The following is a 15781-nucleotide window of genomic DNA, read 5'->3' as shown; positions in this document are numbered from 1 at the left end:
GTGATGGGCGGCCTGTTTCCAGGCATCTAGTGTTTCGATATGAGCCGGATGGATGCCGCAGCATCCGCCGATCAGGCTTGCGCCCAGGGAGTGCCAGCGTTTGGCGTAGTCCAGGTAGCCTGCCGGGGTCAGCTCCCGGTCTGCCGTCAAGGTGGTGTTGGCCCGGTGAGCATCGCCGATCGGCGAGAAGCTGTTGGCGTAGGCGCCCAGCGGGCGCGATAGCTTGAGTCGTTGCATGGCGTCGCCGGCGTCGACCAGTGCCTGCGCCATGACCTCCGGAATCGAGCAGTTGAACAGGATGGCGTCGGCGCCGCCCTGACATAGCTGTTGGGTCGCCTCGGCAACGGACTCTCCGGAGCGCAGGCGTGCGATGTCGGACACCTCGTCCTGAAGGGTGAGGGCGTACCAGCGAGGCTTCTCGGAAGCCGCCAGAACCTCCTGCATGACCGAGATCTCGGCAAGACTCGACAGTGTCTCGGCGAGCCACAGATCCACGTGTGGGTCCTGCGCATGATACAGGGCGGTAGTGATCTCCCTGGCGCGGCAGGGGTCGAACAGATCGGGACGATAGCTGCCCAGGGCAGGAGGCAGGCAGCCCGCGACGCTAAGCGAGACTTCAGGGGCATTGGCGTGCGATGGTGGCTGGACGGATTCATCCTGCCAGCAGCTTGCCGCTTGCGCTGCCAATCGTGCCGCGAGAGAAGCGAGTGCCGGCCCCTCTTCTCGATAGCGCCGCTCGCCAAGATGGAACGGCACGCAGGCGTAGCTGTTGGCAGTAATCACTTGGGCGCCGGCCCGAATAAAGTTGAGGTGGGCCTCGATGACCCGGTCGGGAGCTTCGATCAGCGCCTGGGCGCTCCACAAGGGCTGTGAGAAGGGGGCGCCGATGCGCTTGAGCTCGCGCCCCATGCCGCCGTCCAGTAGCGTCAAATCCATGATGTTGCCTGCAAGTTGATCCAGCCGATAGTGAATCATGTCCCGGGGGCGGGAATAAATTGAAAAGTCCTCAACCTCTGGATGAGGCGGCTCGATGAATGGTGAAGAACAAAAAAGCCCTGCCATCAGGCAGGGCTTTGTGCGCTTGGGGTGCGCGGGTCGGGCAGCCGGAGCTGCCCGGGGCAGGCGTTACATCATGCCGCCCATGCCGCCCATTCCACCCATGCCGCCCATGTCCGGAGCAGCGTCCTTCTCGTCCGGATCGTCGGCGATCATGGCTTCGGTGGTGATCAGCAGGCCAGCCACGGAGCCAGCGGACTGCAGCGCGCTGCGAGTCACCTTGGCCGGGTCCAGCACACCCATCTCGAACAGGTCGCCGTACTCGCCGGTCTGGGCGTTGTAGCCGAAGTTGCCTTCACCGTCCTTGATGCGGTTGACGATGACGGAGGCTTCCTGGCCAGCGTTGGTGACGATCTGACGCAGCGGTGCTTCCATGGCGCGCAGAGCGATGGCGATACCGTGAGTCTGGTCTTCGTTGTCACCCTTGAGGCCAGCGATCTTGGTCAGGATGCGGATCAGGGCAGTACCACCGCCAGGCACGACACCTTCCTCGACCGCGGCGCGGGTAGAGTGCAGGGCGTCCTCGACGCGGGCCTTCTTCTCCTTCATCTCGACTTCGGTAGCGGCACCGACGCGGATGACGGCAACACCGCCGGCCAGCTTGGCGACACGCTCCTGGAGCTTCTCGCGATCGTAGTCGGAGGAAGTCTCTTCGATCTGGGCGCGGATCTGGTTGACGCGTGCTTCGATGTCACCATCGTTGCCGGCACCATCGATGATGGTGGTGTTTTCCTTGGACATGGTCACGCGCTTGGCGGTGCCCAGGTGGTCCAGGGTGGCCTGCTCGAGGTTCAGACCCACTTCCTCGGAGATCACGGTGCCGTTGGTCAGGATCGCGATGTCCTGCAGCATGGCCTTGCGGCGATCACCGAAGCCAGGCGCCTTGGCGGCGGCGACCTTGACGATGCCACGCATGGTGTTGACCACCAGGGTAGCCAGCGCTTCGCCTTCGATGTCTTCGGCGATGATCACCAGCGGCTTGCCAGCCTTGGCGACGGCTTCCAGGGTCGGCAGCAGTTCGCGGATGTTGGAGATCTTCTTGTCCACCAGCAGGATGAACGGATCTTCCAGTTCCACGGCCATGGTGTCCTGGTTGGTGACGAAGTACGGGCTCAGGTAACCGCGGTCGAACTGCATGCCCTCGACCACGTCCAGCTCGTCTTCGAAGCCACGGCCTTCATCGACAGTGATGACGCCTTCCTTGCCGACCTTCTCCATCGCCTCGGCGATGATCTCGCCGATGCGCGAGTCGCCGTTGGCGGAGATGGTGCCGACCTGGGCGATGGCCTTGGAGTCGGTGCAGGGAACGGACAGAGCCTGGATTTCCTTGACCGCAGCGATGACGGCCTGGTCGATGCCGCGCTTGAGGTCCATCGGGTTCATGCCGGCGGTCACGCCCTTCAGGCCTTCGGCGACGATGGCCTGGGCCAGCACGGTAGCGGTGGTGGTACCGTCACCGGCCACGTCGGAAGTCTTGGAAGCCACTTCCTTGACCATCTGCGCGCCCATGTTTTCGAACCGGTCCTTCAGTTCGATTTCCTTGGCGACGCTGACGCCGTCCTTGGTCACGGTCGGCGCGCCGAAGGACTTCTCCAGCACCACGTTGCGACCTTTCGGGCCCAGGGTAGCCTTGACGGCATTGGCCAGGACATCGACACCACGCGCCATGCGCTTGCGGGCATCATCAGAGAACTTGACTTGTTTCGCTGCCATTTTCTGTACTTCCTTAGAATCTAAGCGTCAAAAGTGAACGTTGAAACGAGTGAGTCTGCGGGGCAGGGCTTAGCCCTCGACGACCGCCAGGATGTCGGACTCGCTCATGATCAGGACTTCCTCGCCGTCGATCTTCTGCTTTTCGACGCCGAAGCCATCCTTGAAGATCACGGTGTCGCCGACCTTGACGTCCAGAGGACGCACGTCGCCGCTCTCGAGAATCCGGCCGTTACCGACGGCGAGAACTTCGCCACGAGTCGGTTTTTCCTGGGCGTTGCCCGGAAGCACGATGCCGCCTGCGGTCTTCTGCTCTTCCTCAACGCGACGGATGACGACGCGATCGTGCAAGGGACGGATGTTCATTGCTCACGTTCTCCTGATGGTTTTGCAAGGCCGGGGCATCCACCCCGGCGGTTCATTGTTCACTCTCGTCGTGACGCCCTGCGACTCGGCGAGAGCTGGAGGTCATTGCCGGGCTGCCGATGAAGTGGCAGGCCCTTGTCGGCCCTCCTGTCAATGGCGGGGGAGCGTACTCCCTCACCGAAGCTTGGTGCTGCTCTGGTAAGTGGGGCTGGAGTGGGGGCTTTCAAGGGCTTGGATGAAAATTTTTTTGTCTTCTTGCATCCAAGGCTGACGGGGCCCATGAAACGGCATCGGCACCCCGAAGGGTGCCGATGCGAGGGACAAGACGATGATGCGGCAAGAGTGGGTCCGCCGCGCAAGCCTCAGGCTCAGTCCGAAAAGTCGACGAGCGAAGGTTAGACAAGGCAAAAATCGGTGAGAAAGCGCAGTTTACGTGGTGTAAATGAGCATTTTGACCGGGCTGGCGCACCAGCCGATTTTTAACGCCGTATTACCGAGCGCAGACACTTTTCAGACAAGCCCTAGCGGCGTCGCTCATCCTTGCTGATGAATTCGCCCTCCAGCGGTTCTTCATCGCCGGCCGAACTTTCGCGCCAGCTGGTGTCATCCCGGCGGCGGCCGGAAGCCTCGTCCCATCCATCGGCATTGGCCTTGGGGCCCGCAAAGCCCCCTTCTTGGGTACCGCCGAAATGGGTGCCGCCCATCTGGAAGCCCTTCATGCGCACCCCGACCTTGGCCAGCGCCTTGCCCAGCAGGCGGCGAGCGTTGGGAATCAGGCACATGAAGCCGAGTGCGTCAGACAGAAAACCCGGCGCCATCAGCAGGGCGCCACCGAAGATCAGCGCGGCACCGGTCATCAGCTCCGAGGAGGGGATCTCGCCGCGTGACATCCGCTCCTGGGCGCGTGCGAAGGTGGCCACACCTTCGCGACGGATCAGGTGCAGACCGATGAAGCCGGTGGCCAGCACCAGCGCCAGGGTGGAAAGCAGACCGATTTCGCTACCCACCGAAAAGAGTACAGCGAAGTCGAGCAGGGCGAAGATGGTGAAGATAAGAAGAAAGGGCATGTCAGCTCCGCGTTGTGATCTCCGTTCAAGATGGGGGTGGCCTCCTCGGAGTTCAAGCGTTGCTGTGGCTTTTGCTGACTGCGCCTTTGTTTTGCTGGTGGCGCCTTCCTTTTGCTGCTGGCGGCGGCTTTCATTTGCTGGCAGCGCCTTGCCGACTCTGGCGCGGCCACTCGCACAGTCGTGCTTACGGTTTCAGCCGCTCGGTGTGGCAAAGATCTTCTTTTTTTGCCCGATTCGGTCGCAGGTGGTTGCGCCGGATTGCGCTAGACGAAGGAAGAGTGGCGGGGGGTGTGAAAGGTTGTCATGATGCGGTGCACCAATGGTTAGTGGGCTCATGTGTGGTGCTTGGATGTATCGCGCGGCCGTTTCGCCTGGCGGCAGGTGCGGCCTGTCTCGCTTTGGCGCCTTACCAAAAAACCATCTGAAAACGCGCGTGTATGACGCGTCTTGCAAGGGGAAACCGCATGCAACTCAACGATGCCCTGATCGCCATCACCGGCGGAGCCCGTGGACTCGGCCTGGCCATGGCGCACCATCTGGGACGCCGTGGAGCGCGGGTCGCGCTCATCGATACCGACAACGACCAGCTGGACCAGGCCGTCAATGGTCTGTTCGATGCCGGCATCACCGCCAGAGCCTTCGTGGCTAACGTGGCAGACGAGGCCTCTGTCACTGAAGCCTTTGCGGACATTCGCGAGCACATGGGACCGCTCGACGGTCTGGTCAACAACGCCGGTATCCTGCGTGACGGCCTGCTGGTCAAGGCGCGCGATGGCAAGGTCGAAAAGACGCTGGGACTGGACGAGTGGCAGGCGGTCATCGATGTCAATCTGACCGGTGTGTTCCTGTGCGGGCGTGCCGCCGCCACGGCCATGATCGAGGATGATCGTCGGGGTGTCATCGTCAATATCTCGAGCATCTCGCGCGCCGGTAACATGGGCCAGAGCAACTATGCCGCGGCCAAGGCCGGTGTTGCCGCCCTGACCGTCACCTGGGGCAAGGAACTGGCTCGTCACGGTATTCGCGTGGGCGCAGTGGCACCTGGCTTTATCGAAACCGAGATGACCGCCTCCATGCGTGACGACATGCTCGAAAAACTGACCGCAGGCGTGCCCCTGCGCCGCCTTGGCGCCCCTGCCGACATCGCCGAGAGCGTTGCCTTCATCTTTGACAACGACTACTTCACCGCCCGTGTCATGGAGGTGGACGGGGGGCTGCGGCTCTAGGTCTAGGTCTAGGGCTAGGTCTAGCCAAGGGAAGAGGCCGGCCGCCTGGCCGGGCACGCCATGAAAAACCAGCATGATCAAAGCTACAAGTTGCTATTCAGCGAGCCGAGGGTGATCCGAGACCTGCTGACCGGCTTTATCGGTGAAGACTGGATCGAGAAGCTGGACCTCGACTCGCTGGAGCGGGTCAGTGGCAGCTTCGTCACTGATGACCTGCGTGATCGCGAAAACGATGTCATCTGGCGCGCGCGCTTCGGTGATGAGTGGTGCTACGTGTACCTGTTGCTGGAATTTCAGAGCACGGTGGATCGTTTCATGGCGCTTCGCACCATGACCTACGTCGGATTGCTCTACCAGGATCTGGTCAAGCAGAAACAGCTGACTCGGTCGGGCAAGCTACCGCCGGTGTTGCCTATCGTGCTCTATAATGGAGAGCGTCGCTGGAGCGCGCCTGTCAACGTTCGGGATCTCATTCAGGCAGGGCCTGGCAGCCTGGCGCAATACCGACCGGATCTGTCCTTTCTGCTATTGGATGAAGGTGCCCTCGTTGCCGACCAGCAGTTCTCCAGCGAAGCGCGTAATGTGGTGTCGGCCATCTTCCAGCTGGAGCATCACCGGAGTCCCGCAGATGCGGTTGAGCTGATCGGGTTGCTGGTGAAATGGTTGCAGACACCAGAGCAGGCAGATTTGCGTCGACACTTCGTCATCTGGATCAAGCGAGTACTATTGCCAAACTGGGTGTCAAATGAGGAACAGGGCGGATGGCAGGCCCTGAATGAATTGAGCGAGGTGCACAATATGCTGGCAGAAAGAGCCAAGCGGTGGCCTGAGCAGTGGAAGCAGCAGGGGCTGGCGGAGGGCCGTCGGGAAGGTCGCGAGGAAGGTCGCGAGGAAGGTCGTCAGGAAGGGCGTCAGGAAGGGCGTCAGGAAGGGCGTCAGGAAGGGCGTCAGGAAGGGCGTCAGGAAGGGCGTCAGGAAGGGCGCGAAGAAGGCAAGCTAGAGGTAGCCCGCAATATGATTCAGCAGACTTCGCTGGATGATCAGACGATCGCGCAAGTGGCCGAGATTTCGATAGAACTGGTCAGCGAACTGCGAGAGCAAATCGAGCGCTCCAGCTGATGGTCTATCATGGCCTGTTGGTTGCTAACAGAAATCCCGTTGCCTGAAGTGTTGATTATTCCTCACCCCCACAAGCCCTCCGCAGCACTGCGCGGCGGAGGGCTTGGTTGCAGCCGGTGTCTAGCGCAGGCTGATTTCATCCTTGAGCCGAGCGACGGTGGCGTCACCGATGCCCTTTACTCGAGTCAGGTCCTCGATGGTGGTGAAGGGGCCATTGGCCTGGCGGTCTTCGACGATGGCCTGAGCCTTGCCTGGGCCGATGCCGGGGAGTTCCGCCAGCAACTCGACGCTGGCCTCGTTGATGTTGATCGGCTCGATACTCAGCTGCTCTTCGGCCATGACTGGCTGTGCCAGCAACATCCAGGTCAGTGCCAGTAGTGCGATAGTCCATAACCTGGACCGCTTGCTTGCGGAAAGGGTGCTCGAGTTGTCGTTCATCGATGGATGGCGAACAGCCTGTTGTGCGTTGTGGGTCTGCATCGGACATCTCCTTGGTGTTGAAAGTCGTCTTCATGACGTAGGGGGCTTGCCCCTTCGAGTCCGTTCGACGTGATGCCGTTGGGTCTCGACTTTCACCTTAGGCGCCGAGCGACGAATCCAGTTATAAGAAATTACTTATAAAAATATCAGTGGAATTAGATATTCAGATGAAGCCATAGGGCCGCGCGGAAGTCGCTTGGGCTGATATACTGCGGCGTTTTGGCGCTCCGGGTCCTGTGTCTCGCGACCGGGCCGGCTTGGCTCACGTCATGCAGGCCGCAGGTGCGCCCTTCGATTCCACTGTGCCGGAGGCCTCCGTGACTACCTCATCGCCCTTGATCATCGCGCTCGATTATCCCTCCATGGACGCCGCGCTGTGCATGGCGGACCGACTGGACCCCGAGCGCTGTCGTCTCAAGGTTGGCAAGGAGCTGTTCACCCGCAGCGGCCCCAATGTGCTCGAAGCGCTGCATGGCCGGGGTTTCGAGGTCTTTCTCGACCTCAAGTTTCACGATATTCCCAATACCGTGGCGGCTGCTGTTCAGGCGGCGGCAGAGCAAGGCGTGTGGATGGTCAATGTTCATGCCAGCGGCGGCGCCCGCATGATGGAAGCGGCGCGCGAACGGCTCGATAGAGAGGGCCTTGCGACCCGCCTGATCGCGGTGACGGTGCTGACCAGCATGACCGCCGAGGAACTTGCAGCTACTAATGTTTCGGTAGCCCTGGACGAGCAGGTGGAGCACCTGGCGCGACTGGCCAAGGCCAGCGGGATGGATGGTGTGGTGTGCTCGGCGCAGGAGTCGGCGCGTCTCAAGGCAGCCTGTGGCGAAGACTTCCTCAAGGTCACCCCGGGTATTCGCCCGAGCTTTGCCCAGGCCGGCGATCAGCGCCGAATCATGACCCCGCGCGAGGCCATGGACGCCGGTAGCACGCACCTGGTGGTGGGAAGACCTGTCACTCAGGCAGAAGACCCGATGGCGGCGTTAGAGGCAATCGAGAAGGAGTTGAGGGAGAGCTGACCGCTACTCTCCCTCTATACCGGTGATGGGTTTGGTGGTGCCCCAATTCCTGCATCTGGGGCACTGCCAGTGCAGGTGTTCACCTGAGAAGCCGCAGCGCCGGCAGCGGTGGCGGGGGAGCGCTTTGATCAGCGGCTGGGTGTGCTGGCGCAGCAGGTCGAAACGGGGATCGCCTTCGCTTGCCTCGCTACGCTGGTACAGCCCCATCAGGTAGTCCACCCCACCAAGGCTCGGCTCCTTCCTGAGCTGTTCGGTGATCAGCGCTATCGCCTCCTCATCACTCCCTCGCACCTGGCGCAGCGTCTGCGCCAACAGCAGCATTACGCTGGTGCAGGGATTCAGCTCCAGCAGCCGGTGCAGGTGCGCGATCAGTCCCTCTGCGTCGTCAAGAAGCTGATAGGTGCGTTCCAGCGGCTCAAGCAGCGTCGGGATAAAGTCGGCGTCCTGCTGGGGAATGCGATCCAGATGCTTGAGCGCCTGCCGGTACTGGCCGGTGTCGTGGCACAACTCGGCCTGGATCATGTTGGCGCGGATGCAGCGTTCGTCGATGGAAAGCGCCTGTTTCAGGTGCTTTCTGGCGATGCCGTGGCTGTTGGATGCTCGCGCCTCTGCGGCCAGTTCGCAGTGCCAGTGGGCGGCGGCCCGACGCAGGTCATCATGGCGTCGGGTCAACTGGGGAACGGCCTCGTCGATCGCCTGTTGCCATTCCCCCTCGCGCTCGAACAGGTCCACCAGCAGCCGCTTGGCATGGTGGCGTACTTCGGCGTGGGTTTCTTCCTTGACCAGCCCCTTCAGCAGCCGTTCGGCGCGATCGTGCAGACCCAGCTGCAGAAAGTCCCGGGACAGCTCGAGCTGCACCCAGGCTCCCTGGTGGCCGTCCAGGAAAGGACGGGCGAGCAGGTTCTGGTGAATCTTGACGGCGCGGTCGGCCTCACCGCGAGAGCGAAACAGGTTCCCCAGGGTGACGTGAGTCTCGATGGTATCGCTGTTGACCTCCAGCGCAGAGATGAAGGTCTCGATGGCCCGGTCCTGCTGATCGTTGAGCAGGTAGTTCAGACCGACAAAGTAGTCGCGGTGAAGACTTGGGGCGGGGCGTTCTTGCTGTCGACTCTCCCGCCGGCCGAGCGCCCAGCCAATGGCGAGGGCGACGACCAGCAGGCCCAGCAGCAGAAGATCGGGCATTCAGGGAAGTTCCTTCATCTCCTGCACGCGAAGACGATCGAGTTCCTTGCGCTGCTGCTGGTTGTGGCGTTGGGCGCGAGTCAGCAGGGCGCGCAGCCGAATGTAGACGCCGCTCATCGCCAGCATGCCAAGCAGCACGCCGACAGCCAGGGAGGCCAGCAGCCACACCGACAGGGAGGCCTCGGGCAATTCGAACCAGATGAGGTTCAGCGGCAGGGCCTGTTGGTTGTTGGTCGCGAACAGGATACCGATGACCAGTACCGCCAGCAGAATGATGGCCATGATCAGGCCTTTTAGCCAACGCATGTGTGACTTCCCATAGTGAGACAAAGAGAACGGAGAGAGCGGTTGTCAGCGAACTCAGTAGCCCAGCGCACGGCTGGCGTCGACTTGTTCGCGCAACTCCTTTCCGGGCTTGAAGTGTGGCACGAACTTGCCTTCCAGCTCCACCGCTTCACCTGTCTTGGGGTTGCGGCCGACCCGGGGCTCCCGATAGTGCAGAGAGAAACTGCCAAAACCCCGTATCTCGACCCGCCCACCATCGGCGAGGGTATCGGTGATGTCATCCAGAATGAGGCGCACCGCGGCCTCGACGTCCTTGATCGACAGCTCCGGCTGCCGCATGGAGATCTGCTCTATCAGTTCGGACTTTGTCATCGGTTGTCTCCGTGAGTCCCACCTGGGTGTTGAGCGCTGGCCAAGCCAGTGGCGAAGGCCGTATCCGTCACAGCCTCTTGTTTTTAGATAGCATACTTTTCAAGTCTTGAGAAAACAACGCACTACATTCGTGGCAATGATCTTGCGCCGGGTCACCTTCGGGATACGCCGGCGGCTGCCTGGCGGATCGTGCTGCGGTATACTGAGGCCACACATTCCATCCCTGACGAGGTTCCCCTTGGATCAACCGTCTTCCGTGGCCTCCCGCCTCGAGGCCGAGCGCAAGCGCCTGCACTGGCACTCCCGCCGTGGCATGTGGGAGCTGGACCTCTTGCTGCTGCCGTTTCTCGAGCATTGCTACGATGAACTCGACGAGGCCGACCAGGCCGCCTATCGCCAGCTGATCACCGAAGAGGACCAGGACCTGTTCATGTGGTTGATGCGTCGCGAGTGGCCGGAAGAGCCCAGCCGTCGCCGTATCGTGCAGATGATCGTGGACTATGCCGAGACCAGCGGTCACGGTCACAATCGGGGCCTCTGAGCAGCAGCATCTGTTCCAGGGGGCGCTGGTGGCGACCATCGCGCTGGTCGTCGCCGGCGCCACTCCCTCGCCGGTAGGAGCTGTGCTCACCGCAGCTCTCTGCAGCAGACTGATTCACGCCCACCGCCATCCGCTTCAGGGTCAGCTAAGGTGCCTGGTCGAGAGTGAGCCAGCAGCGACAGCTGGGGCAACGCTGGGCGCCGTGGATGACGAGCAAACCGAAGAGGTGGGCCTTTCCGTATGGCAGCGTCGGCAGCGACGCCTTCTGCGCGCCCTGAGTCAGGCGCTTATGCGCTGGTGGGGCAAGCCCAGGGCCCCGGTGCCTGGGCGTTGGCAGTGGTGTCCGTTGGCGTCATCTGCGGACAGATCCGTGAGGCTTTATTCGGATGACGCTGACTGGCGCGAGATCGAGCTGACCTGCGAAAGCGTCGGCGCCAGGCTGATCTCCCTGCGTTGGCAGGGGCACACCCACTGGCTGTGGCCCGATTCGATGACACCCGAAGAGCACCGCGTGCTGAGACGCTACCTGCTTGGCATGCCAGTGGCGTTGGGTTCTCAGACGTCAAAACGGCAATGACAGCTGTTGCCTGGCTTCCTGTGGCACCAGGCGCACGCCGACGCCGAGCAGGCGCACCGGGCGGTGGGCGCGTTGCCAGGCCTGGTCGAGCAGTTGGCGGTAGCTGGCGAGATCCGGCTCCAGGCCCTTCGACTCCAGGGTGGTGGTGGTGAAGTCGTCAAAGCGCACCTTGACGAACACGCCGGCCAGGGGCGGGCGACCATTGCGGTCGATGCGCGCCTTCAACTTCTCGCAGAGGGTGACCAGCGCCTGCTGGGCCGCGGCCAGATCCGGCAGGTCCCGGCCGTAGGTGCTTTCGACGCTGATCGACTTGCGTTCGCGCTCCACCTTGACCGGACGCTCGTCGATGCCGCGGGCGAGTTCATAGAGGCGTCGCCCGAATTTGCCGAACTCGTCCAGCAGCTTGTCGATGGGCTGTTCGCGCAGCTCCTCACAGGTGGTGATGCCCAGCGCGTCCAGGCGGGCGCCGGTGGCGGGCCCCACGCCGTGAAGCTTGCGCACCGGCAGGGCCAGAACGAAGCTTTCTACCAGGTCGGGTGGTATCACCGTCAGCCCATCCGGCTTGTCCCAGTCGCTGGCGATCTTGGCCAGGAACTTGGACGGTGCCGCCCCCACCGACACCGTGATGCCGGTGCGCGCCAGACACTCCTCCTTCAGCCAGCGGGCCATCCAGGTGGCGCTGCCCTTGAATCCCTCGACATCGCTGACGTCCAGATAGGCCTCGTCCAGCGACAGCGGTTCGACCAGTGGCGTCAGCTCATGGAAGATCGCCTGAATCTGCCTCGACACCTCGCGGTACTTGTCGAAGTCCGGCGGAACCAGTGTCAGTTCCGGACACAGGCGCAGCGCGCGGGCGGTCGGCATCGCCGAATGGATGCCGAACTTGCGCGCCGGATAGTTGCAGGTGGTGATGACACCGCGGCCCTCTCGCGCGCCGCCCACCGCCAGCGGAATGTCCCGCAGGGCGGGATTGTCGCGCATCTCGACCGCGGCGTAGAAGCAGTCGCAGTCGGCATGCAGAATCTTGCGTACGGGTGCTGGCATGGGCAGGCAGGCGCTGGCACGACGTCGGTGAAACGGCGACTAGCCCAGGGCCTGGCCGTTGCCACCGCGAATGACCCCAACCCCGACGCCCTCGATATCCAGGCTGTCGCGACGCAGGTCCAGGGTGATGGGCGCGAAGTCGGGGTTCTCGGCCTCCAGGGTGACCTGATGGCCGTCACGCTGGAAGCGCTTGACCGTCACCTCATCCTCCAGGCGTGCTACCACGATCTGGCCGTTGCGGATGCGCTCGGTGCGATGCACCGCCAGCAGGTCACCCTCGAGGATGCCGACGTCCTTCATCGACAGCCCGCGCACGCGCAGCAGATAGTCTGCGCGCGGGGTGAAGTAGTCCGGCGGCAGCGGGCAGTAGCGGTCGATGTGCTCGGCGGCGAGGATCGGGCTGCCGGCGGCGACCTCGCCGATGATCGGCAGGCCCTGCGAGGGGCTGGCTTCCTGGGGCGACTCGTTGGCGGCGCCGGAGTCGGCCTCCTGGGCCGGCAGGCGGATGCCGCGAGAGGTGCCGCGAATCACGCGAATCGCGCCCTTGCGCTCGAGCGCCCGCAGGTGTTCTTCGGCAGCATTGGGGGAGCGAAAGCCCAGGGCGCGTGAAATTTCCGCGCGGGTGGGCGGGTACCCCAGCTCGTTCATGGTCTTGACGATAAAGTCATAGACATTTTGCTGGCGAGGGGTCAGGGGACGTGTCATGCGGCCTCCCACGGGCGGCGATGGAACAGGGTGGCTTGGCGGCGGCTTGCTGCCGGCGCTTGCCAGTGCTGAGGGCGTCAATGCTCGCCCTTGGTGAAGTGTACAGTATGGATGTACATCCAGTAAAACCGCGAAAGGCCAGGAATAGTGTGCCAGGGCACTGGTGTAGTGGGCCGCCGCCTGATGCATTCGTTTGAAACAGGGTGGAGCCAGGGTTGATTGTGCGAGAAGGGCGGCTCCCTTACACTCAAGCCAGTATTCAAACAATTGTTTCCAACTGCCCTTGACAAGACTGGACGGAGCCCGCGAATGGCCCAGACCGATACCGTGACGCGCATCCTGGACACCGCCGAGGTGCTTTTCGCCGAACGCGGCTTCGCGGAAACGTCGCTGCGCAACATTACCGGCAAGGCCAAGGTCAACCTGGCCGCCGTCAACTACCACTTCGGCTCCAAGAAGGCGCTGATCCAGGCGGTGTTCTCCCGCTACCTGGATCCCTTCTCCGATCGCTTTCATGCCGCCATCGATGAGCTCGAGCGCGGCTACGGCGATCGCGTGATTCCGCTGGAGGTGCTGCTCGAGACCATGGCCCGCACCGTGCTCGAGGTACCGGCCGAACGGCACAGCCTCAAGGTGTTCATGCGCCTGCTGGGGCTGGCCTACAGTCAGGCCCAGGGGCATCTGCGTCGCTATATCCAGGACCAGTACGGCACCGTGTTCACCCGTTTCGTGGCGCTGGTGCGCAAGGCCACGCCGGAGCTGCCGGACTCCGAGCGCTTCTGGCGTCTGCACTTTGCGCTGGGCACCGTGATCTTTACCCTGTCTGGGCTCGATGCCTTGCGCGACATCGCCGAGAAGGACTACGACGAGCACGTCTCGGTGCGCGACCTGGTGCGCCGCATGATGCCGGTGGTGGTGTCAGCGCTGAAGGCGCCACTGCCGGAGCCGGCGCCGACGATGCCACCGCCGACGCGCGAGCCAACTGCATAAGCTGAGAAGGGAGTCAGGGTCATGCATACCCCGCAATTGGCAGCGCTTCCCCCCACCGAGGGTGTGTGGGTGGAGGTCGACACCGCGCGCCAGCAGCTGACGCTATGGCGGGGTGAAGACTCTGCCTGGCAATGCCTGGTGTCCACCGGTGCTGCCGGTACCGGCCAGCAAGAGGGCAGTGGCCAGACCCCGCTGGGCTGGCACCAGATCCGTGCGGCCATCGGTAAGGGGCAGCCCGTGGGCTGTGTCTTTCGTGGCCGTCGGCCCACCGGTGAGGTCTACAGCGTGGCACTAGGCCAGGCCCAGCCAGAGCGCGACTGGATCCTGACCCGGATCCTCTGGCTCAGCGGTCTGGAGCCGGGCTTCAATCGAGGCGGCGACGTCGATTCCCAGCGCCGCTATATCTATTTTCACGGCACCCCGCCTGACAAGCCCATGGGGGTGGCCGACTCCCATGGCTGTATTCGCCTGCGTGACGACGACCTGTTGCGGCTGTTCGATGAAGCCACGCCCGGCACGCCGGTGTGGCTGCATGACTGATCACGTCCACTGATCAAGCCAATACAGACGTCAATAAAGGCGTCACTGAGCGAAGTCCTCGTCGGCTCAGGCTTCGTCGAGCCTGGGCTCCTCAGGTCGGCATTCGACATGCCTGGATTCATCAGTCCGGGGCTTGGTCAGATGACGTTGCCCAATTGGAAGATCGGTAGATACATCGCCAGCACCAGGCCACCCACCACCACGCCCAGCACCACGATGATCAGCGGCTCCAGCAGGCTGGTCAGGGTGTCGACGCGATCGTCCACCTCGCGCTCGAAGTGATCCGCCACCCGCGTCAGCATGCTGTCCAGCGCGCCGGCTTCCTCGCCTATGGCCACCATTTGCAGCGCCAGTGGCGGGAAGCGCCTCGTCGCCCGCATCGCCAGGTGGAGTCGCTGGCCACTGGCGACCTCGGTCTGCACTGCCGCCACCGCCTGGCAGTAGACGTCATTGCCGCAGGCCCCGGCAGCGGTTTTCAGCGCTTCCACCAAGGGCACGCCTGCGGCGAAGGCGGTGGCCAGGGTGCGACAGAAGCGTGCGACCGAGGCCTGTTCCAGGATCGTCCCTACCACCGGTAGCCTGAGCGCCAGGCCGTGAGCGGCGAAGCGCGCCCTGGCCGAGCGCTTGATCCACCATCTCGCCGCACCGGCCATCACGCCTGCACTTGCCAGCAGCACCAGCCACCACTGCTGGGCGAACTCAGAAAGCTCGATGGTCAGCCGAGTCAGCGGGGGCAGGCTTGCCCCGACGCCCTCGAACATCTGCTCGAACTGGGGTACCACCTTGATCAGCAGGATGGCGCTGACCGCGATGCCCACCGCCACCACCGTGGAGGGATACCACAACGCCTTGCGAACCCGCGCCTTCAATCGCTCGCGCTTTTCCAGGTGGCCGGCTAGACGCTCGAGCATGCGGTCCAGCGTACCCGACTGCTCACCGGCGGCGACCAGATTGACGTACAGCGCATCGAAGGTGAGCGGGTGGCGGGACAGTGCCTGGGCCATGCTGGCCCCGGCGCTGACGTCCATGCCCAGTGCCTGAACGACTAGCCGCACGGCTGGCTTTGAAAGGCTTTCGCCCAGTACGTGAAAGGCCTGCAACAACGGCACGCCGGCGGTCAGCAGGGTCGCCAGCTGGCGCGAGAACAGGGTGAGATCCCGGGGCGATATCTGGCGTTCGAAGCGCGCAAGCGTGCCGCCCTGGCGCAGCTTGCGCGGGATCACACCAAGCTGGTGCAGCTGTCGTTGGGCCTCGGGACGGCCAGTTGCCAGCAGCACCCCGCTGCGCCGCTGGCCCTGGCGATCCTCGCCTTTCCAGTGCCAGCACCTCTGGCGCGGATGCGGGGGGGCGGAACGGCGTGCACTGCGCAGGTGGTCGCGTGACCCGCTTGACCCGTTTGACCCAGTTGACCCGGCTGAAAGGTGGCTGTGGCCAGCGTGGGAACCCGATCCACCTGAGGCAGAAGAGGTTGGCCCCCCCGGCGTCGCATCAGGCGGGTAGCC

Annotated in this window: 18 protein-coding genes; 7 read left to right on the top strand and 11 right to left on the bottom strand. The window is 63.2% G+C overall.

Annotation, left to right across the window (positions count from 1 at the left end; all coding sequences use genetic code 11):
- The 4 genes from NFH97_RS21075 to NFH97_RS21060 form a co-directional block, all read right to left on the bottom strand.
- On the bottom strand, positions 1 to 936 hold a 936-nt coding region (locus NFH97_RS21075), incomplete at its 3' end, for a homocysteine S-methyltransferase family protein (protein ID WP_349625574.1).
- Between the two features lie 189 nt (positions 937 to 1125).
- Entirely contained in the window at positions 1126 to 2769 is a 1644-nt protein-coding gene (groL, locus tag NFH97_RS21070) for a chaperonin GroEL (RefSeq protein ID WP_045994578.1), read from the bottom strand.
- A 69-nt stretch (positions 2770 to 2838) separates the two neighbouring features.
- On the bottom strand, positions 2839 to 3132 hold the full coding sequence (locus NFH97_RS21065; RefSeq protein ID WP_045994577.1) for a co-chaperone GroES: 294 nt from the start codon (positions 3130 to 3132) through the stop codon (positions 2839 to 2841).
- Between the two features lie 521 nt (positions 3133 to 3653).
- Positions 3654 to 4199 carry an FxsA family protein gene (locus tag NFH97_RS21060; RefSeq protein WP_108447762.1) on the bottom strand — a complete coding sequence of 182 codons (546 nt, stop codon included), beginning with the start codon at positions 4197 to 4199 and terminating at the stop codon, positions 3654 to 3656.
- A gap of 464 nt (positions 4200 to 4663) precedes the next feature.
- Between NFH97_RS21060 and NFH97_RS21055 the strand changes: the two genes are divergently transcribed.
- On the top strand, positions 4664 to 5425 hold the full coding sequence (locus tag NFH97_RS21055) for an SDR family NAD(P)-dependent oxidoreductase (RefSeq protein ID WP_045994575.1): 762 nt from the start codon (positions 4664 to 4666) through the stop codon (positions 5423 to 5425).
- A gap of 60 nt (positions 5426 to 5485) precedes the next feature.
- Positions 5486 to 6544 carry an Rpn family recombination-promoting nuclease/putative transposase gene (locus NFH97_RS21050; protein WP_349625573.1) on the top strand — a complete coding sequence of 353 codons (1059 nt, stop codon included), beginning with the start codon at positions 5486 to 5488 and terminating at the stop codon, positions 6542 to 6544.
- Positions 6545 to 6664: 120 nt separating this feature from the next.
- Here NFH97_RS21050 and NFH97_RS21045 read toward each other — a convergent pair whose 3' ends face one another.
- A complete protein-coding gene (locus NFH97_RS21045) occupies positions 6665 to 7024 on the bottom strand; it encodes a ComEA family DNA-binding protein (protein ID WP_308812428.1) in 360 nt (119 codons plus the stop codon).
- Between the two features lie 317 nt (positions 7025 to 7341).
- On the opposite strand from NFH97_RS21045, the gene pyrF reads away from it, so the two are divergent.
- Complete coding sequence (pyrF, locus tag NFH97_RS21040) at positions 7342 to 8043, top strand: orotidine-5'-phosphate decarboxylase (protein ID WP_349625572.1); 702 nt, start codon at positions 7342 to 7344, stop codon at positions 8041 to 8043.
- A gap of 3 nt (positions 8044 to 8046) precedes the next feature.
- On the opposite strand, the gene lapB is transcribed toward pyrF, so the two are convergent.
- Genes lapB through NFH97_RS21025 form a run of 3 tightly spaced genes read right to left on the bottom strand, consistent with a single transcriptional unit; the run spans position 8047 to position 9882 of the window.
- Complete coding sequence (gene lapB, locus NFH97_RS21035) at positions 8047 to 9225, bottom strand: lipopolysaccharide assembly protein LapB (RefSeq protein WP_348827962.1); 1179 nt, start codon at positions 9223 to 9225, stop codon at positions 8047 to 8049.
- On the bottom strand, positions 9226 to 9531 hold the full coding sequence (locus NFH97_RS21030; protein ID WP_045994572.1) for a LapA family protein: 306 nt from the start codon (positions 9529 to 9531) through the stop codon (positions 9226 to 9228).
- A gap of 54 nt (positions 9532 to 9585) precedes the next feature.
- A complete protein-coding gene (locus tag NFH97_RS21025; RefSeq protein ID WP_045994571.1) occupies positions 9586 to 9882 on the bottom strand; it encodes an integration host factor subunit beta in 297 nt (98 codons plus the stop codon).
- 238 nt (positions 9883 to 10120) lie between these two features.
- Between NFH97_RS21025 and NFH97_RS21020 the strand changes: the two genes are divergently transcribed.
- Both NFH97_RS21020 and NFH97_RS21015 read left to right on the top strand, forming a co-directional pair.
- Positions 10121 to 10423, top strand: a complete 303-nt coding sequence (locus NFH97_RS21020) for an FAD assembly factor SdhE (protein WP_045994570.1) — start codon at positions 10121 to 10123, stop codon at positions 10421 to 10423.
- 370 nt (positions 10424 to 10793) lie between these two features.
- Positions 10794 to 11000 (top strand): hypothetical protein, encoded by a 207-nt coding sequence (locus NFH97_RS21015; protein WP_349625571.1) that lies wholly within the window; start codon positions 10794 to 10796, stop codon positions 10998 to 11000.
- On the opposite strand, the gene dinB is transcribed toward NFH97_RS21015, so the two are convergent.
- Positions 10986 to 12044 carry a DNA polymerase IV gene (dinB, locus tag NFH97_RS21010; RefSeq protein ID WP_349625570.1) on the bottom strand — a complete coding sequence of 353 codons (1059 nt, stop codon included), beginning with the start codon at positions 12042 to 12044 and terminating at the stop codon, positions 10986 to 10988. The two genes, NFH97_RS21015 and dinB, sit on opposite strands and share 15 nt — an antisense overlap.
- 39 nt (positions 12045 to 12083) lie before the next feature.
- A complete protein-coding gene (lexA, locus tag NFH97_RS21005) occupies positions 12084 to 12749 on the bottom strand; it encodes a transcriptional repressor LexA (protein WP_108132779.1) in 666 nt (221 codons plus the stop codon).
- Between the two features lie 309 nt (positions 12750 to 13058).
- Here lexA and NFH97_RS21000 point away from each other — a divergent pair, with 309 nt between their 5' ends.
- Together NFH97_RS21000 and NFH97_RS20995 are read left to right on the top strand one after the other, a co-directional pair.
- A complete protein-coding gene (locus NFH97_RS21000) occupies positions 13059 to 13739 on the top strand; it encodes a TetR/AcrR family transcriptional regulator (RefSeq protein WP_222517034.1) in 681 nt (226 codons plus the stop codon).
- A gap of 21 nt (positions 13740 to 13760) precedes the next feature.
- Entirely contained in the window at positions 13761 to 14279 is a 519-nt protein-coding gene (locus tag NFH97_RS20995) for a L,D-transpeptidase family protein (RefSeq protein WP_349625568.1), read from the top strand.
- A gap of 137 nt (positions 14280 to 14416) precedes the next feature.
- Here the strand turns inward: NFH97_RS20995 and NFH97_RS20990 are convergent, their stop codons facing one another.
- The gene (locus tag NFH97_RS20990; protein ID WP_349625566.1) at positions 14417 to 15556 is read right to left on the bottom strand and encodes a type II secretion system F family protein; all 1140 of its coding nucleotides are present in this window, start codon (positions 15554 to 15556) and stop codon (positions 14417 to 14419) included.
- Between the last annotated feature and the right edge of the window lie 225 nt (positions 15557 to 15781).

It is taken from the genome of Halomonas sp. SCS19, assembly GCF_040147015.1.
Taxonomy (GTDB): domain Bacteria; phylum Pseudomonadota; class Gammaproteobacteria; order Pseudomonadales; family Halomonadaceae; genus Halomonas; species Halomonas litopenaei.
The sequence above is the reverse complement of the archived record's forward strand: the minus strand, read 5'-3'. Positions and strand labels throughout refer to the sequence as shown.